This window comes from Lachnoclostridium phytofermentans (assembly GCF_000733755.1).
Lineage (GTDB): Bacteria > Bacillota > Clostridia > Lachnospirales > Lachnospiraceae > Lachnoclostridium > Lachnoclostridium phytofermentans_A.
The window spans coordinates 128,206-147,466 of sequence record NZ_JPOF01000006.1 but is presented as its reverse complement, the minus strand read 5'-3'; the positions used below and the strand labels follow the sequence as shown (position 1 = coordinate 147,466).

Below are 19,261 nucleotides of genomic sequence, written 5' to 3'. Positions count from 1 at the left end.
ATTTTATGGAATAGACTGGAATAGTCTGGGGATATGGATGCTTTTCATTGACAAGCACAACTAGAAATAGTATACTCATACTAATGGATTAATATCTGAAAGTGTGTCTTTCTATCACATTTTCGTAAGAGTGTTAGTTCCACTTGTGTATATGGGGGTTGTAGCATTGCCAAAAAAATATGTGAAATATGTTGTGAACACTGGATTTTTGTTCGCAGTTTTTCTTACAACCTTTTATCTAGTATTCAAAGATAGGGAACTAAACGCTGTGTTAGATTCCATCCATCGGGCGAAGAATGGTTATATCGTTTTAGGAATGTTCTTAAGTTTAATGTTCCTATGTTCAGAGTCCGTAATTATTCAATATCTGATGCATACAGTAAAGCAACAGGTATCATTTTTACAATGCGTGAAGTACTCTTTTGTAGGATTCTTTTTTAGTGCAATTACTCCTTCAGCTTCTGGTGGTCAGCCAATGCAGGTATACTCCATGAGTCGTGATGGTATTAATGTTGCAGTATCTACTGTAGTACTTATGATTGTAACAGCTGCATATAAAACAGTATTAATAATTTTATGTCTGATTGCAGCAATCTTTGAATGGAATTATATTTCGATTCATGCTTCTAATATTTGGTTTTTAATCTTGTTTGGCATAATTGCAAATGTAGGCTTTGTCTTATTCTTAATAATTGCAGTATTTAAACAATCTTTTGTAACCAAAATAGTAGGTAAATCAATTTTATGGTTAGGGAAACATAAAATTATTAAAAATCGGGATAAGTGGTTAAGAAAAACATTAAAAACATTGAAAAAGTACGATAAGAGTGCAGATTATCTTAAGGGAAACAAGAAAGTTTTGTTTCATGTTTTTATTATTACGATACTGCAAAGACTTAGTCTTTTTTCGGTCACTTATGTAATTTATCTAGCATTTGGTCTGCGTGGAGCAAGTGCATTTGAAATTATTGCATTACAGACCATTATTGCTCTTGCGGTGGATTCATTACCACTCCCAGGAGGAATGGGAGCTAGTGAGAGTAGTTTTTTAGTTATATTTTTGACAATCTTCGGAGAAGAATTCGTTTTGCCTGGAATGTTATTAAGCCGAGGTATTACTTACTATGCCCTAATAATTATTAGTGCGCTTGTTACGGTACTGAGCTCCTTAACGCAAAAACGAAAGAAAAATTTAGAGAGTGGTGGACAGCTATATGATAGGATTTTATAATTATTCGGTAATATTAACTTACCTAGGATTAGCATCAGCTATATTCGGCATTTCACAAGCATTTGCTGGCAATATTAATTGGGCTTTACTATGCCTTATAATTTCTGGAACCTGTGATATGTTTGATGGTAAAGTAGCTAGAGCGATGAAAAATCGTACTGAAGATGAAAAAGTATTTGGAATTCAAATTGATTCGCTTTGTGATCTTGTATGTTTTGGTGTATTACCGGGTATTATTGCTTATATGACCTGTCAGTATGAAGCTCTCGGCATAATTAGTGCTACTTTATTCGTTCTTGGTGCAGTGATTCGATTAGGTTATTTTAATGTAATGGAGCAGGCAAGACAGAAAGAAACCTCAGAATGTCGTAAATACTATCAGGGATTACCAGTAACAACGATTTCAATGATATTACCAAGTGTATACATAATACGCCATTTCATTGGAGTAGATAGAGTTCCAAGTACGGTTTATTCTATCGTTTTATTAATTGTAGCATTCTTATTTGTATATGACTTTAAAGTGAAAAAACCAGGAAATTTTGGTTGTATAGTTATGACCATTTATGGAGTTTGCATCTTGGCAGGTGTTATCTTCCTAAAATAGGTTGCATCAATCAATGTTATTGAGAAGACTGGGTAATATAAATCTATAATTTAAGGGAAAATCCTTCGTCTAAATGAAAGTTAGTCGAAGGATTTTACTATTCAATGTAGTTGATTAGTTAAATGTCTGCCTTGTAATGAAAGTTGTCGAAGGATTTTACTATTCAATGAAATAGATTAAGTAAATGTATGCCTTATAATGAAAGTTAGTCGAAGGATTTTACTATTCAATGAAATAGATTAAGTAAATGTATGCCTTGTAATGAAAGTTGTCGAAGGATTTTACTATTAATGAATTTTATAAAGTAAATCTATGCCTTTAGATGAGTGGTTAGTATAATAAAATAATCACAGGTAAAAAGATTATTGAAACATTACTTACTTTAATTAAATAACCATTGCGAGGAGTCATTTATTTTGTTATTCTTAATTAGATTTGAGAATTAAACAATTAGATAGGAGCCTATATATTTCTTATATAATTTCATCCAGAAGAAATATACATCTGTCTATTGCAAACTATTACTAAAAACAAAGGTATGGAGGAAAAGATGAACTATCGTGACCGACAAGGTAATTCTTTTAAGAATTCCACAAACCAAGATAAAACATTAGAAATGATGTATTCCAAAGCACCATTTCGTTTAGCTTTGAAAGCGTTATCTGCGCCCGTAGTATCAAAAATAGGGGGAAGATTTATGGACTCCTTTTGGTCTACTTTTTTAATAGACTCTTTTGTTAAGAAAAATCATATCAAAATGAGCGATTATGAAAAGAGAAGATATCGATCCTATAATGAATTTTTTACTAGAAAGATAAAATCTAAAAGTCGTCCAATTAATAAAGAATCGTCTGTTCTAATTGCACCATGCGATGGAAAAGTTAGTGCTTATCCGATTACACTAGATGCTAAGTTTAAGATTAAGAACAGCTGGTATACAGTTGAATCCATGCTAAAGAATAAAAAATTAGCAAAGGAATATGTAGGCGGAACATGCGTGATACTTCGCTTGACCGTTGATAATTACCATCGTTATTGTTATGTGGATGATGCAGCGAAAGAGAGAAATCACTTTATTCCAGGTAAACTATATACAGTAAATCCAGTTATCTTAGACCATGTGAATATTTATAAAGAAAATAGCAGAGCATATTGTTTATTAAATACCAGAAATTTTGGAGAAGTAATCCAGATGGAAGTCGGTGCACTGATGGTTGGTAAGATACATAATTACCACTCTGTTGCAATGGTAAAGCGTGGGCAAGAAAAAGGACGATTTGAATTTGGCGGATCTACCGTTGTGCTATTATTGAAACGTGATGCTGTAAGTATGGATGAGGATATCTTGCGAAATACTATAGAAGGATATGAGACAATCGTAAAGATGGGCGAGCAGATTGGTACTTCAATATTCTAGATTTGGTAGCAAAATTTTTAGGCATATATAGAGATTATAAAAGGAAATAGAATAATAAGTTTGTGTCATATCATAAACTTTTGATTCATGACAAGGAAAAGTTCGCAAAGCGTACTTTTTCTTGTTTAATAATGTAAGCATAGGCATGGTGAAGAGATGAATACTTTAAAACAACATATTAAAACAAATTCCTATGAACGTTTTTACTTACTATATGGAAATGAAGCTTATTTGAAACGTTTCTATAAAAATAAATTAAAAGCAGGAATCCTTGGTGATAGCGATGAAATGAATTTTACGTATGCCGAAGGAAAAGATATTGATTGCAATGAGATGATTCATATTGCAGAAACTATGCCATTTTTTAGTGAGAAAAGATTAATACTGCTTGAGAATAGCGGATGGTTTAAAAATCAATCAAATTTTGCTGATTATATCAGAGAAATGCCTGAATCAACGTATGTCGTTTTTGTTGAAAATGAAGTGGACAAACGAAATCGCCTCTATAAAGCTGTGAAGGATTTAGGTTATATCAGTGAACTAAATGGTTTAGATGAAAAGAGTTTAAAGATATGGGTTGTTTCCTTGTTGCAACGAGAAAATAAAAAGATTACGGATGCAACATTAACTTATTTTTTAAATAAAGTTGGAACAAATCTTGATAATATTCAAAGCGAGATTGATAAACTAATTTCATATTGTTATGAGAGAGAAGTTATCACCGAAGAAGATATTAGAGAAGTCTGTTCTGAGCAAATTACGGGAAAGATGTTCCAGATGTTAGACTCTATTGCAATAAAGAATCAAAAACGAGCGTTAGAGTTATATTACGATTTGCTTTCTCTACGTGAAAAGCCAATGACGATATTGTATCTATTAAATCGTCATATTAATCTTTTAATGCAGTGCAAAGCACTACTTGCAAAGCGTAACAGTAATACAGAAATAGCATCTAAGATGGGGGTACCACCATTTGCTGTTACGAAATACGCTGCTCAGGCTAGAAATTTTTCGGAAGACACCTTAAAGAAATCCTTGATTTTAGGAACAGAAATAGAAGAGCAAGTAAAAACTGGAAAGTTAATTGACCAGATTGGTGTAGAGGTATTAATTATTAAGACTGTATTGGGCTGATAATTATGAAGATCTTGGTGAGTGGGTAATAAAGAAATTCTTGATTTATATAATTAAATTATGTTAAACGCCAAACTCGGTATGTATTATAAATACCGAGTTTTTATATTAGTGAATATAATACTTGTTAACTAATTCGTTTCTATTATTTACATTTATGTTTACGAAGAGATGAGTTCAGGTAACATAAATTCTAATACAAAATTATGGTTTTAATAATTTTCTAATATATTTTTTAACTAACTATATTGCAATATAGAATAGTAAGTGGTAATATATAGAACATAAAGAAAGATAGTGAACAGTAATATAAGTTTTATCAAAATACTTTCACTTCCTTTAGAAGGAGTTATCTAATTAAAATTTTCATCTGGAACTGCGATACATGGTACTGATGAAAGGGTTACGAGATACAAGAAAAAGTATGATATGCGACTTTACTTGTCTTGAATAATTAAGGAAAGGAGTGCAGGGAAATGAATACACAATTAAAAAAAGGTGCCTTAGAGTTATGCGTATTGGCTCAATTGGTTTCAAAGGATCAGTATGGATATGAGCTGACAGAAGCAATATCTACAAAGATGTCGATTGCATCAGGAACCTTATATTTAATCTTAAAACGACTAAAAGATGAGGATTATGTTGAAACCTATTTAGTAGAATCAGCGGAAGGACCGGCAAGAAAGTACTACCACATAACAGAAAAGGGAGTGGAGTATTTTCATAAATTAAAGTCAGAATGGGATAAATTTGTAATTGCAGTTGATGAATTAATGAACGGCTCTTAATAGCTTTCTTTGTGATTCGCATACATTTGGAGGGAGTATATGGAATATAACATACAATATTTTAAGTCATTATTGATACAAGGAAAGTTAAGGCAAGCGGTTAAGTACTTATCAGATTTTGAGGAAAATAAAGATTTGGTCAAGAAATATTATGAAACATTTGAGCAAAAGAAGGATATTATAAGGTCTGATAATGAAGTAATTCAACGAATTGATGTTATCTATCAAGAATACTACCGAATAGTATTTTGGGAGGAGAAACCAGAGGAGTTTGCGTTGCGGTATTTATGTGAGTCCTTTTCCTTACTGCTTGGTGACGAGGTTCCAATGCTTAAAACAAAAGAAGCGTTGATTCAAGCAATTGAGCAGCTAGAAGGTAAACTTAAAAAGATTGTAGAAGGCGAAGGGTATCATTATTTAGGTGATACAACTGCTGCATGGTACGGACCTTATATATGGAAAGAAACTGTACCTACCAAGTATATAATAGACTTACCGGATCAAACATACGACTTGGTAGTAAACATGATGGAAGGCTTTATATCAAGAAGTTGGCTTGATTATTTATCCTTTGGTGAGGTTGGTACTGGTGGCTGGGCTGGGGATGAAGGTCAGTTGTATTGTGTGAAACAATGTTATTTGAATAAGATGGATACACCATCCTTTCAATTATCTTATCTGAAACATGAGGCGCAACATGCAGTCGATAAAATGAACTATGACTCGTTAGATTCTGTTGTATTGGAATATCGAGCTAAGTTAGTAGAGCTAATTTATTATCCGGACATTAGTAAATTTCTTGACTTTTTATTAGAGGCAGATAAAACAAATACAAAAAACTCGCATAGTTACGCTTCCTTCCTTATCATGAGTAAGCTTTCAAAAAGAATCTTACATAAGGATTACGAAGAAAATGAGGCTGCATGGCTTCCTTTTGAAAATGAAATACGTAATGTAGCGAAAGAGCTGTATCGAGAGCATCCAGATAAGGCGTATAAGCTAGACCATTCCTGAACAACGTTAAAAGCATATTATTCAATATAGGATATCATGGAGAACTCATAGAAAACGGTGGGGCAATATTGCTTGACGACCTGTTATTAATCACCTCCGTCATAGGCGTGGATGGCAGCCAGATGAAAGAGAAAATCTCTGCTCCAAAACTACTTGAAGCCTTGAAATTTCTAACTGGCTGCGGTATTTATTTTGATGGTATTAGTTTAGATGTACGAACATTAGATTTGTCAAAAGCTGCATCACTTAAAATTTCATATCCAGATAACCCTATTATGCTGACAGGTTTAAAGGTTATGGCGATAGCCCAGAAAGATTTGTACACCAAGGGGAATCATGATATTTTCTTGAGGTGCGATTATAGGGTTGTGAAAGAGGAAGAAACAGAAGTCATCTCTAACTTGAATGATTTTGTTGCTCCGTTGCCTGCCGAGATACAAGATTTCGCTTTGAAACTACATAAGCGTTATCTGGAAGCGGGATTGACCTGTAAATTGGATGTATTCTATCTTGGTATTCGATTTATTTATTCACATAAAAATAAAGAAATATGGACGTTTTCGGCAGCGCATGAATCCGGTTATCGCATCCTCATTAAGGCACAAAACACTCACATTTATACGGATGTTATCGAAATGTTTCCATTATATTTAAAGGAAAAAATCTCCCGGGGCTATGGTTGCAACAAGAAATTATTCGGAGAACCTTGCCAAAAAGGTTGTCACGGGTTTAGCTTTCCTTTAGATGATTCGATCATTGATATAAGCCAGAATATTGAAGTATGGCTTGATAGTGAGGTGTCATGTTTACAAAGAAAAAAGCATACGAGTAATTAATGAAATTTACAAAAATATTAGTTTATTTACTATTCCTTATTAAGAAGAAGGAAATAACTAACGATATCGGGACATTTACGTATAAAGACAACATCTACAAGTATAATATTGAAGTACAACAAATGAAGTTGTCAGTAAATTGAATTTTCTTGCTAAGTATGAAAAGCGTTCATCAAGTAAACAACTTGAATACATCGTAGAAGAGTACATAAAAACTTTTGAACCAAAAACGGTCAACTAATAATACATAAAACTGGAGTTGTAGTTATATCTTAACTAACTCCAGAAAACTGGGGGAGTTATCACAATCGAAGATTGGTTAAAAGAGCACAAGGATTTCAGAGGAACTTTACCCGAGTAATGATATCTAAACAAGCAACTACTAGCGGTATGCCAATCCTTTAAAATTTATAAACAACATAACTATAATCATCCATTAACCCATTAAACTTAAGTGTTTGAGGGGTTTTGTGGTTATCTTAATAAAATCGCCAATACAGCTAAAACGACAATTGGAAACACCGTTGTAATGTCGGTCAATTTATTACAAACCATCTATAAAACTATAATTAGTTTTGTCGTTTCTATCTATTATTCATGTAATAAAAGATAATATTTTGTATTATAATTTGAAATAATATCCATTTATTGATATATTTTTAATATACATATATTAGCAATGCAATGGTTATCACTTGTTGATTCCTTGTTGTTAGCTATTATGAAATGGATACATATTTCTTATGAGAAGGTGGTTGCATGAACGAAGGCACATTACCGATATTACAGACATTAAAATTGAGAAACCTCATTATAATGCTTTTATGAAAATCAATCACAATCATTTTCTCAAAGGAGATAATTGTAATGAAAGAAATACTATTATGTGACAACGGTGAATATTTAAGAGTTTCTGATTTATGTGAAAAATTTAATCTTAATGTAAATATTGATGCATTCCATGACCCTGAATATCATAATACTTACCCAAATGAAATAGAAAAACATTTAGAAAGGTACAAAAATATAAAAGTATGTTCCATTCATGGTTCTTTTACCGATTTGTGTTTTGGAAGTAAAGACAGTCTTATAAGAGAGGCGACAAAAAGCAGATTTGAATACTCATATGAAATATCTCGCAAATTAGGTTGTAAAAACATAGTTCTTCACCATGGTTATGTACCTGGAACAAGTTATCCCCCTAATTGGGTTAAAAGAAGTAAAATATTCTGGGATGACTTTTTAAGAAATAAAGATTCTGAAACTGTTTTTTATATAGAAAATCAGCTTGAACATACTCCTGACTTAATTTCTGAAGTAGCATCAACAGTAAATGATAGTCGTTTGAATATATGTCTTGATATAGGTCATGCTCATTGCAATTCAAAAACATCAGTTTTAGATTGGGTTAAAAAACTTAATAAACAAATAGGATTTGTCCATTTACACAACAATTATGGACAACAAGATGAGCACTTAGGGTTTGAAAAAGGTACAATTGATTTTTTGGAAATTTGTAACGCTTTAGAGGAATATGCTCCAAACTCAATTTGGGGAATAGAAACAAATATAAATGATATGGAAAGTTCAATAATTTGGCTTATAGAAAATAATTTCTTAAAGCAAAAGTTTAGATATGATTCAATTTGAACTTAATCCACAATTTTTCTCAATTACGAAGTTGTTAAATCCCATTAAGCTTAATATGGGATAGATGATCCTTCACCTTTTTACAGCGATACAAGCTACTGGCAATTATGGAGAGTTCCAATGCGTAACCCGCAGGCAGGTGACAAAACTATTTTCTGGAAAAATGGTTCGCTTCTGCATTCTGCAATAGTAAGTAGTTTAACAAATTGCACCTCAAAGCTTGGACATTACGGTGTATATAAAGCAACAATCGCTGAAATGGAGAGTTTTTATGGATCAACAACAAAAAGTTATTATATTCCAAAATAAATATTAATTTAAATGGAGACTGATATTATGAAACCAAAATTTATATTGCCTTCATGCTTGTACTCATCGGCATGGATACTTTATACGGTTGTGCGTCTTCTTCACATGAGGAATCTACCACCGAAACAGAATCCACATATGAAGAGTTAAATGTTGACTACACAACTAACGACGACGGGACATATACGTATAAAGACAACATCTACAAGTATAAAATTGAAGTTTCTGGTATCGAAGGAGAATCACAGGTTACATTAATTATCTTAACAAATGATGAAAAAACTAGTTTTGAAGATGTCTCTTACAGTTTGAAAAAAGCAGAGGCTAGCACAGGAATACCAGAATTCGTAGTATTAGGATGGTATTAAGAGGGGCTGTCGCACTGTCGGATATAAAAGGTGATCATGATAATACTCTAGTAACAGGTGATGTAGCAACAAGAGGTGATAAGGATAATCCTAAAAGCGGTACAGTAATTAGTGTAAGTGCGTATAAAAAAGATACAAAAACATTTTTCACCAAAGAAATTACTAAAAATGATAATGAAGCATTACCTAATGCAATACTTGATATGGAAAACAGGAGTAGAGTATTGGGGATATACATGGGCTTCAACTTTATCAATTGAGGATGGTTCAGGTTCGTATACATATAAATAATCTGAATGAATTTCAAATAGCTGGGGGATAAACTCAGCTATTTAAGATTTAGAAAGGTGGTAATTTGAAGAAACATTTTCGAATGATTGCTATTGCTGTCTTTTTCGTGTTTTTTATTACCTCATGTCAACATAATTCTGAAGATACTTCATTATATTTATCAATTGCTGCAACGTATTATGATGATGGCGTTGGACCTGAAAAAGGAATGAGTACACTAATATATCAGTATAATTTAAATAAGGATACTGGTAAAACAGTAGATAACGTCAAATATAAGTCGCAGTATCCATTAGCCATATATAGCGAAGAAGAGAATGTGATTTATTACACATCTTATGATAAGATAAATCGTGGTGATCAAATATGGAGTTATGATATTGGTAATAAAACTACAGTTGAATTGACTACAAATATATCTGTTGTTAATTATATTATTCCAAGAAAAGAATACATTGTTATTATTGGAAGAGAACGAGGAGAGAGAAGAATTAAACCTATGATTTATGATAAGGTAACAAAAGAGGTATATGACGTAGAAACACCAGAGATTGATTTTCAATGCAATATTTGTACATACAATCCAATAACAGAAACCATCTTGATGATAGGAACATCAGAAGTACAAGCAGATAAACTAAGAGAAAATTGGAATGAAAGAGGGGGAAAATATTATCCTCCAGATACATACATCTACATGCTTAATGAGAAAAACGCAGAATTAATATTGAAGTTGCAGAGTTACGAGGTAAAGAATATTTCATCAGATTTAGAAGGAAATGTCTATTATAATGGTGTAACTGAAAAACATTCTGATGTGCCAGTGACATATTATCGTTATATGATAAAATCAGATCGGATTGAAGAGTTTGTGGTTATGGGGAATGATAGTCCATTTCATATTAGAGAAGATTATTTTTTTATTTCTGAAAATGAAATTGTATTTCGTGGAAGTGCAAAAAATGAAGAAGAGGAAGAAAGGTATCCATACGGTATCTATCGTTATAATATAAGTACAAAAGAGTTTAAGTTAATATTTGATGGAAATGAATATACTGATGCCTATATTAATAATTTTATCATTTTGAAAAGCAAAAGATGAAAGTTTACAAAGATAACTTGAAATAAGAGCAGCCATAAAAGCGGAAAATTAGCTTTGGGGTTGCTTTTTCTAATTTAGGCTTCAAGTATTGAAAAGCTATAATTTTTACCATGTATTACCTTTGTATGTAAACTCTTATTATCTAATAATTGCATTTTATTATAGGTCTTAAAGGAGATAGTTAATGATGAATTTTAAAGAGCCTATAATTATGCCTAGAGGTACTCATTTTGGTAATAATTATTGATAACCTTGGAATTGAATCCTCAAATAGAGTATTTTTGTGAACAACCTCTTGAAGCTAAAGTTATAATTGATGGTGAAGAAACAAAAACTATTTTTGACTTCTGGGTTAAATATAAAGATGGAACCGAAGAAATGCAAGTCAAATACTCTGAATTAAAACAATCTGTTAATACATGGATGGAATATGATGATTGTGGTTCAATAATATATGGACGGCCAATCAATACACAAAATCTTAACTAGGAGACAGTGGTATATATTATTGCGCTAAATCCAGGTTTAACGTAATATTGGTGTATTTTAATAAGGTGTAGTCACTTTAACCCCTTTTTTTGGGTATTGGGGCTGATCTCTTTATTTCTTATATTAATAGACTCTTCTATAATACTCAATTGTTTTTATATCTGCTTTTTGTATTTACTCTCATACAATTTTTAAATATTTTCTCTAATTTGCTTGAACATGTTTTATTTTTTATCTAAAGTAATCTATTCAACATTATCCCTTGACTGTTTTATCTAAGCTTAAAAAGTTTTAATCTAGATAACCATTGATTACCTAAATTTAAAACACTCTAAATACTTCTTTATATATCAGTGTAAATTGTATTATTATAACGTTAATGTTTCACTATGTATTCCTAGTATTTCATCACAATGAACGTAAAAACTAATACTTCAAAGGAATATCCATTTTCCCACTTATTAAGCTTTATATATATTACGTCTTATCTAGCTCAGTTTTTATAAGTTCTTTCATAATTTCCTTATAGCTACATTTCGTCAAAAAACACATAGTTATCTTTATGTATTTCACTTCAAAGACATTCTAATACCTGCATCGGTTTTATTTTAGAGGGGGAACCAAGGAATCTTTATGGCTAATTATTTCCTAATGCAAATTATCTAGTCCATTTATATTATTACCATCTTGTTACATTATATTCATTTGTTAATATTTTAACATTTAACTTGTAGTCATATTTATATTATGTTAACTTTAGATGTCCTTCCTTACATTCCTTACCTTCTTCACATTGCTTCCATATACCTTCATTTCGCATCAAATAATAAAACTCATTAATAATTCCTTAAAAATACCCGGATGGTTTCCACTATAAATAAACGAGTTTCGTACATGCAAAGCGTAGATCTAGAATGTTCTAATCAAACCCAATCCTTTACCAGGCGCATCTAATCTCACATAATACTCTCCCACCAAGGCGTAGGTGCTTTGATTTATAGCATATTTTACTTTTCCTTAATGAAATAACAGACGCGTTTATTTGGTCATTCGAGTGCTCTCCCAACAGATTACTTCAATTTTCAAAGTTGAATTACTTGAATTACTCACTATGTATGACAAAGCACCGAAGAACCGTTATTAAATAGATTTGAAGTTAAAGGCACAGAAAATGCTATGAATCATTATCATGACCATAACAGCTTCTTCAATCCTATAGCAAAATTAATTACTTTGATGAAACTCCTCAATATCTACGAGTAAAGCTTCCACATTCTCCTCTTTTGTTGCCCAACTCGTACAGAAACGAACTGCATGATGAGTCTCATCTATCTTAGTCCAAAAATTATAGGAATACTTTTCACCCAAGTACTCTAATAAGCGAATAGGTAAGATAGGAAATTGCTGATTTGTTTTTGAATCATACAAAAAGGAATAACCATTCTTTTCGAACGCTTCCCTAATACGCATTGCTAACTTTACCGCATGTTCGGAGATTTCTTCATAAAGGTTGTTCGTAAATAAAGTCTCAAACTGTAACCCCAACAAACGCCCTTTCGCTAACATACCACCACGAAGTTTGATATGATATCGGAAGTCTTTCTTAATTGAATTGTTCGTAATTACTACAGCCTCTCCAAATAATGCTCCTACTTTTGTTCCTCCAATATAAAACACATCACAGTTTGCTGCGATATCTTCTAAACTCAAATCATTTCCTTCTGAAGCTAAAGCATATCCTAATCTCGCACCATCGATAAATAGTGGTAACTCTAGTTCTTTGCATAGGTTATAAAGCTTCACTAATTCGTCTTTTTGATACGTAGTTCCATTTTCGGTTGGATGTGAAATATACACCATACCAGGTTGTACAACATGCTCATGACTAGAATCTGCCCAGTGCTCGTCGTAATACTCTCTCACTTGCTGCGCTGTGATTTTCCCATCTTCGCTAACAAGGGGTAATACCTTGTGACCTGTTGCTTCAATAGCTCCAGTTTCATGACAATTAATGTGACCCGTATTCGCAGAAATTACTCCTTGATGCGGTCTTAGTACAGAACTTATCACTGTTGTATTGGTTTGCGTTCCTCCTACTAAAAAATGCACTTCTAGATTAATATTGCCACATGCTTTTTTAATTAACTCGCGTGCATGCTCACAATATGGGTCTTCCCCATATCCTTTTGTCTGCTCCATGTTAGTGGAAACAAGCTTTTCAAGAATCCTTGGGTGTGCACCTTCTGTATAGTCTGATTCAAAATGTATCATCTCATCTCTCCTTTATATAAATAATCTGTATTTTCTTAATTTCTTCCATCATTTCAGGCTCACCATAAGATGATTATCTCATCTTAATATCATTAATCTAAAGTTCAGCTTTAATCAAATAAAGATAAATGAACAGTAATCCAGAGAATATTTCATTTATTATAACACTCCTTATACATTGGAACAAACTTTTTTTACTTACTCATTAAATAGCATAGTCATTCGACATTTTTTTGTCTGTTAATCTGAAAAAATCATAGTCCATATTTTGTTACCCTTTAAGTAACTAATTATAAAGTTATCAATTAATGAAAAAAAAGGTACCCTAAGTATCTGTCGCATGACGGAATTTGAATAAACAGAGTTTTTAGAATTATATAATATAATTAAGCTGCACGACATAAATCTTTATTTCTAACTCTCTCTTTCGCTTAATGGCGCATAAAAGTTACAAAATTTCATATAAAAAGATGGTGCTTAAAACTAATGAAACTAGCTTTAAACACCATCTTAATATCAGTAATCAATACACATCATAGTATATTATTCTCATATATCAATGTTTTATAGAACAATCAATATTATCTTGAATTGATCATCCATTCTATCAATCTATCTATAATATTAAGATATTATTTTAATGATAAACAACCCAGATAAATACATATCCGATCCATACTGCCATTAATGTAAATGGAACACCGATTCTCATAAAATCTTTGGTCTTAACCTCATATCCATCTTTACGAAGAATGCCAATTGCAGTAATATTAGCAGATGCTCCAATTGGTGTTAAGTTACCACCTAATGTTGCACCAATCAATAAGCCAAAGTAAAGTAGATAAGGCTCCACATTCATCATAGCTGCGATTGAACTTACCACAGGAAGCATTGTTGCAACATAAGGAATATTGTCGATAAACGCTGAGAATATTACAGAGGCAAATACCAGTAAGGTATATACGATAAATACATTATCCCCGGCAATAAGAACAAAATATTCGCTTATTTTATTAATAACACCTGCTTCAGTAATACCTGCTATAACAACAAATAAACCAATTAATAATAAAAGTGTTTGATAGTCTATCTCTTTCAAAGCTTTTATTGCTGAATTAAAATTATGATTCTTTATATAAGACCATAAGATACCAACTAAGAAGAAACCTACACAAATAATACCATTAGTAATAGCTGGCTTTTGTGGTATAAAAGAAGCGAAAATTAAAGAAACTACTGTGCCACATAGTAAAATTGTTGGAACAAAATCTGTTACTTTCGTCATTTCTAGCACAGTAACCGGTTGCTTTTCTTTTCTAAATAGCATAACTAAGACTAAAAGAGTTGCAACTGCTCCAAGCTCTACTGCCCAGAAAATACCTGGTTTACCATTCATAAAGAAGAAGTCTAAGAAATCCATCTTTGCGTAGTTACCAAGTAAGATTGAAGTAGTATCTCCTACTAACGTAGCCGCACCTTGAAGATTGGAGGATACAGCAATACTTATTAAAACTGGAACTGGAGAGATTTTCACTCTCTTTGCAATCGCAAGACCAACTGGAGCAACCATTAATACAGTTGCAACATTATCAACAAATGCTGAGATGATACCAGCAAAAAAGGATAATACCACGATAGCAAAACATACGTTTGGTACCTTTCTAATTAGCAAGTCAGACAATAAGGCTGGCATTTTTGATTCAATAAATAATGATACAGTCCCCATAGTGCCCGCTATCATTAATATTACATTAAAGTCAATCGCAGGGAACACTTTCTTAATTGGAAGTATACCAATTACAACAAATATAATCGCTGAAGTTAAAGCGACAAGGTAACGATACTTAGGCAAGCTAAGCATTAATACGTATGTGATAATAAATAAAACTAAGGCTGTTATTAACATTTTTCCTCCATAATCATTCGTGTTATTGTTGTATCTACGTAATCTTAATTCCTTCATTTATAAGCAAATTTATGCTCTTATGTTTCCATCAGTGCTATTAACCAAGCAAATATTGGAACAGCATTTGTTTAGCTTATAAACGAGTAGTTCTGCAGCGGTGAAATAAGCCCCCCCTTTTTGAATGGAATCATTTTTTATTTGTTAAGGTATTTTTAATATGTGAAATTAAAATATTATATAAATTCCCTAACCTAATTCTATATTTTACTATATATAATATCTCTCTTCAACATGATTCGACGTTTCCCGCTATTTCTGAACAAAATATTAACATCAAGAATTATCTATCATAAATTTATTAATGGTAATATGCCTTGTATATGCTCATGCCGTAGATGCTCACTATATGTTCATTAACCATCTATCCTATGTTCATTATTTACTTTAAGTAAGAAATTTAACGTGATTGAGAATGAGTCCTCATCACATAAAAAGACAAGTTACCTAATACGATAACTTGCCTTATCTTCATAAAAAATATTCATTATTACATAAAAAGTATTTCTTAACTATCTCACTCGATCAAAAGATAGATACCTTGTTCCCTGGAAGGTAAGTTTTCCAACATCTCCTTCTACCAATAACCCATATTGTTGCCCATCTACACCAAGCTCTAAACGATCACCACTTTCAAACTGAAAAGTAACATAATAATAATCCGTATAAGAAGTGTGTGAAGCATGATTCATGTTATGATGTGTATGACGAGAAGTGCTCATTCTCTTTGTAACAACAGTTGCTTCAACTGTCAAGCGTGGAGAATTATTATTCTTGTGCCAACGTCTTGCATTTGATATTAGCGTAAAAATAATCACACCAAGTATCAATAAAAATACAATCGTAAAGATTGAAAAAAATCCCCCAAACATACTACTATACCCAAATGGTTGAAACATAAAAAGTCCCTCCCTATAAATTTTATCGTTCCTTAGTAACACCATAATTATGGTAATCTCATTTTATGGCAATTCTGTGTTAGATAAGATTATACCATTGCTTTAATTCCTACTTCGTTGCTTCAAACTCTTAAATATGCTATAATTATGGTAGTACGAATCTTCGTGATTGTCAAATGATACTACAAAAAATATTAACTTTAATAATATGAAAAGAAATTGAGGGATACATAGATGGAAAAAGAAACTTATCATCAGAGAAAAGCAAAGGAAAATATCGTAAAGCTAAGAGAGCTATTAACCCAGCTACCACCGTGGCTAAAAGATTTCTTCCGTGGGATTGAGCAATCAACTGAACCAAGAACAAGAATTGCGTATGCGATTGACTTACAGACGTTCCTTGAATTTTTACAATCTCATAACCCAAGTTTTAAAGAACAGCCTATTAAGGCTATACCAATAGCTATATTAACCCAGTTAAAAGCTAGTGATATCGAAGAATACTTAGAATACCTAAAATTTTATAAGAATGCAGAAGGAAAAGAGTTTATTAATAATGATCGTGCGATTAAGCGTAAGCTCTCCACACTACGTACGATGTATCACTACTATCATAAAAATAAAATAATCGATGAAAACCCTGTCCTTCAGGTAGATATGCCTAAAATTCACGAGAAGGCAATTGTTCGTCTTGATGTAAATGAAGTTGCTGAATTACTGGATGTTGTCGAAACAGGAAGTAAACTTACCGATACCCAGAAAGTATTTCATGAAAAGAATAAGGTCCGTGATCTTGCGCTAATGACTTTACTCCTTGGTACTGGTATCCGTGTTTCTGAGTGTGTAGGGCTTGACTTAACTGATGTAGATTTTGATAATGATCGTATCAAAGTAGTGCGTAAGGGTGGATATGAATCCTATGTTTACTTTGGAGAAGAAGTTCGAGAGGCACTTCTCTCCTATATGGATGAACGTGACCAAATTATTGCTGTGGATGGTCATGAAAATGCTCTCTTTCTTTCTTCAAGAAGAAGCCGTATCAGCGTTCGTAATGTCGAAGTTTTGGTTAAAAAATATGCAAGGACAGTCACAACTCTAAAGAAAATCACACCGCATAAACTAAGAAGTACTTACGGTACCTCTCTTTATCAGGAGACTGGTGACATTTATCTTGTGGCCGACGTCTTAGGCCACCGTGATGTAAATACAACGAAGAAGCACTATGCTGCTGTTGAGGATGAGAGAAGGCGAAGTGCTAGGGATAAGGTGAAGTTGAGGGAGAAGATGTAGTAAAGTAACTCCCGCCCGCCGTGTACAAAAAAATGACTGATTTTGGACGAAACTTCGATTAACACTTACGAAATCAAATTACTATTCTAATTAAAATAATGGACGAAACTATCATTAACACTTATGACTGAAACGGTTTTGTAAAAATTCCCCTGCGTTATGCGAAAAATCCCCTTACGTCACCTATTGCTTATGACGTAGCGTAATGTGTTAAATTACCCTCGAAAGGAGGTTTCTATGTCATACTACACGACTGGCGAAATGGCTAAACTGTGCAATGTTTCGGTGCGAACGGTACAATTCTATGACCAGCGGGGTGTTTTACATCCATCCGCCGAAAGCAAAGGCGGCCGACGGATATACAACGATGATGACCTTTCCAAATTGCGGCTAGTTTGCACACTCAAAGCAATCGGACTCTCCCTTGACTCAATCAAGGGTGTGTTGAAAAGCGAAATGTCCGGCAAAATCCTCACAATTTTACTTGACGAGCAAGAGAAAGCGCTTTCAAACGAAATTGATGTGCGGCAACGGCAGCTTGAAATGATAAACATCATCAAAGAAAACATTGCCAACAAAGCCATCGTTCCGGCAAATTCAATTCTTTACATAGAACGCATTATGGAAAAGAAAAGCAAATCGCAGGGTAAAAAGAAACTGGCACTGGTTTATGTTGGAGTAGGAATCGCCGCGACTTTAGGGCTCTTGTTCATGGCGTGGCTCGTTGTATCGCGTATCTGGTGGGGACTTGCGGTATATATATCCTTCGCAATACTCGGTCTGTCGATTTCAGCTTATCAGTTAAAAGATAATGAGTTTATTTGTCCCAAATGCGATTCAGTTTTCAAGCCATCTCTAAGACGCGCTTTCTTTACTACTGGCAGCCATAAAGTCCGCTGGACGAAATGTCCCGAATGCGGACATAAAGATTGGTGCGTTATACGGAAAAATGAGCAGATAAAGGAGACTGATAACAATGCGTAAACTACTTTCAAATGATAAACTAAAGTTATTTGCTTTTGTAATGCTGGCGCACGTTTTTACTTACTTCGCTTGCGGGCTGATATTTTCGCAAATTATGAATTACGACGATAAGTATTTACAACTCTTAGGTTTTAGACCTATGGATGAACTCAACGGTTCAATGCTCATACTTGGGCAGGTAGTCAGAGGCGTCTTGCTCGGATTTGTTGTATGGTGGATTAAAGACAGCATTGTCGGTAAAAAGCTGGCATGGCTAAAACTCTGGGCTATTCTTGTAATACTCGGTATCATTAGCACATATGGGCCTGTTCCCGGCTCTATCGAAGGATTTATCTATCTTGCTCCTGTTGATGTACCTGTTAATATTGGGTTGAGCATTTTAGAAGTATTAACACAACCGTTATTGTTCAGTATAATGGTTACTTATCAAAGGAAGAAAAAAGTGAAGTCTGCAATACGAAAAGATAACACGGTAGTATAAGCACTAACTACGAAACGCTGCCATTCAGGGCCGATTCGTAATAAGCGAGATTTTCTGTGGCACATATGGTGACCGGCAGGAAGAAGCATTATCTTCCTGTCGTTTTTTTTATTTGTGATAGATACTTTACATTATAC

18 protein-coding genes are annotated in these 19,261 nt (G+C 33.1%); 15 read left to right on the top strand and 3 right to left on the bottom strand.

What is annotated here, in order from left to right:
• Window positions 1–166: 166 nt before the first annotated feature.
• The 12 genes from CC92_RS0114030 (at window position 167) to CC92_RS0113970 (ending at window position 10,747) form a co-directional block, all read left to right on the top strand.
• Window positions 167–1,231, top strand: coding sequence for a lysylphosphatidylglycerol synthase transmembrane domain-containing protein (locus tag CC92_RS0114030; RefSeq protein WP_051650902.1), 1,065 nt, complete (start codon window positions 167–169; stop codon window positions 1,229–1,231).
• Window positions 1,215–1,838: a CDP-alcohol phosphatidyltransferase family protein gene (locus CC92_RS0114025; RefSeq protein ID WP_029504940.1), complete on the top strand. Its 624-nt coding sequence runs from the start codon at window positions 1,215–1,217 to the stop codon at window positions 1,836–1,838. Before CC92_RS0114030 ends, CC92_RS0114025 begins: the two co-directional genes overlap by 17 nt.
• Before the next feature lie 550 nt (window positions 1,839–2,388).
• Window positions 2,389–3,255, top strand: a complete 867-nt coding sequence (locus CC92_RS0114020) for a phosphatidylserine decarboxylase (RefSeq protein WP_029504939.1) — start codon at window positions 2,389–2,391, stop codon at window positions 3,253–3,255.
• 156 nt (window positions 3,256–3,411) lie between these two features.
• Complete coding sequence (holA, locus tag CC92_RS0114015) at window positions 3,412–4,389, top strand: DNA polymerase III subunit delta (protein WP_029504938.1); 978 nt, start codon at window positions 3,412–3,414, stop codon at window positions 4,387–4,389.
• A gap of 476 nt (window positions 4,390–4,865) precedes the next feature.
• Complete coding sequence (locus tag CC92_RS0114010; RefSeq protein WP_029504937.1) at window positions 4,866–5,177, top strand: PadR family transcriptional regulator; 312 nt, start codon at window positions 4,866–4,868, stop codon at window positions 5,175–5,177.
• A 39-nt stretch (window positions 5,178–5,216) separates the two neighbouring features.
• Window positions 5,217–6,191, top strand: a complete 975-nt coding sequence (locus tag CC92_RS0114005; protein WP_031420419.1) for a hypothetical protein — start codon at window positions 5,217–5,219, stop codon at window positions 6,189–6,191.
• 122 nt (window positions 6,192–6,313) lie between these two features.
• Window positions 6,314–7,027 (top strand): hypothetical protein, encoded by a 714-nt coding sequence (locus CC92_RS0114000; protein WP_051926211.1) that lies wholly within the window; start codon window positions 6,314–6,316, stop codon window positions 7,025–7,027.
• A gap of 867 nt (window positions 7,028–7,894) precedes the next feature.
• Window positions 7,895–8,677, top strand: a complete 783-nt coding sequence (locus tag CC92_RS0113990) for a sugar phosphate isomerase/epimerase family protein (protein ID WP_029504766.1) — start codon at window positions 7,895–7,897, stop codon at window positions 8,675–8,677.
• A 120-nt stretch (window positions 8,678–8,797) separates the two neighbouring features.
• Entirely contained in the window at window positions 8,798–8,986 is a 189-nt protein-coding gene (locus CC92_RS0113985; RefSeq protein WP_029504765.1) for a hypothetical protein, read from the top strand.
• A gap of 71 nt (window positions 8,987–9,057) precedes the next feature.
• On the top strand, window positions 9,058–9,354 hold the full coding sequence (locus CC92_RS0113980) for a hypothetical protein (protein WP_155998462.1): 297 nt from the start codon (window positions 9,058–9,060) through the stop codon (window positions 9,352–9,354).
• Window positions 9,345–9,614 carry a hypothetical protein gene (locus CC92_RS0113975; RefSeq protein WP_029504763.1) on the top strand — a complete coding sequence of 90 codons (270 nt, stop codon included), beginning with the start codon at window positions 9,345–9,347 and terminating at the stop codon, window positions 9,612–9,614. The genes CC92_RS0113980 and CC92_RS0113975 overlap by 10 nt, the downstream gene beginning before the upstream one ends.
• Window positions 9,615–9,709: 95 nt before the next feature.
• Window positions 9,710–10,747 carry a hypothetical protein gene (locus CC92_RS0113970; RefSeq protein ID WP_029504762.1) on the top strand — a complete coding sequence of 346 codons (1,038 nt, stop codon included), beginning with the start codon at window positions 9,710–9,712 and terminating at the stop codon, window positions 10,745–10,747.
• A 1,713-nt stretch (window positions 10,748–12,460) separates the two neighbouring features.
• Here the strand turns inward: CC92_RS0113970 and CC92_RS0113960 are convergent.
• The 3 genes from CC92_RS0113960 to CC92_RS0113950 all read right to left on the bottom strand — a co-directional run bounded on the left by CC92_RS0113960 (window position 12,461) and on the right by CC92_RS0113950 (window position 16,369).
• Window positions 12,461–13,507: a threonine aldolase family protein gene (locus CC92_RS0113960; RefSeq protein WP_029504760.1), complete on the bottom strand. Its 1,047-nt coding sequence runs from the start codon at window positions 13,505–13,507 to the stop codon at window positions 12,461–12,463.
• Between the two features lie 637 nt (window positions 13,508–14,144).
• On the bottom strand, window positions 14,145–15,413 hold the full coding sequence (locus tag CC92_RS0113955; protein ID WP_029504759.1) for an SLC13 family permease: 1,269 nt from the start codon (window positions 15,411–15,413) through the stop codon (window positions 14,145–14,147).
• Window positions 15,414–15,982: 569 nt separating this feature from the next.
• Window positions 15,983–16,369: a DUF2500 domain-containing protein gene (locus CC92_RS0113950; RefSeq protein ID WP_034218502.1), complete on the bottom strand. Its 387-nt coding sequence runs from the start codon at window positions 16,367–16,369 to the stop codon at window positions 15,983–15,985.
• A gap of 234 nt (window positions 16,370–16,603) precedes the next feature.
• Between CC92_RS0113950 and CC92_RS0113945 the strand changes: the two genes are divergently transcribed.
• The 3 genes from CC92_RS0113945 (at window position 16,604) to CC92_RS0113935 (ending at window position 19,124) form a co-directional block, all read left to right on the top strand.
• Window positions 16,604–17,659: a tyrosine-type recombinase/integrase gene (locus CC92_RS0113945; protein WP_029504757.1), complete on the top strand. Its 1,056-nt coding sequence runs from the start codon at window positions 16,604–16,606 to the stop codon at window positions 17,657–17,659.
• A 237-nt stretch (window positions 17,660–17,896) separates the two neighbouring features.
• The gene (locus CC92_RS0113940) at window positions 17,897–18,643 is read left to right on the top strand and encodes a MerR family transcriptional regulator (protein ID WP_029504756.1); all 747 of its coding nucleotides are present in this window, start codon (window positions 17,897–17,899) and stop codon (window positions 18,641–18,643) included.
• Window positions 18,636–19,124 carry a hypothetical protein gene (locus tag CC92_RS0113935; RefSeq protein ID WP_029504755.1) on the top strand — a complete coding sequence of 163 codons (489 nt, stop codon included), beginning with the start codon at window positions 18,636–18,638 and terminating at the stop codon, window positions 19,122–19,124. Before CC92_RS0113940 ends, CC92_RS0113935 begins: the two co-directional genes overlap by 8 nt.
• The last annotated feature ends 137 nt before the right edge of the window (window positions 19,125–19,261 follow it).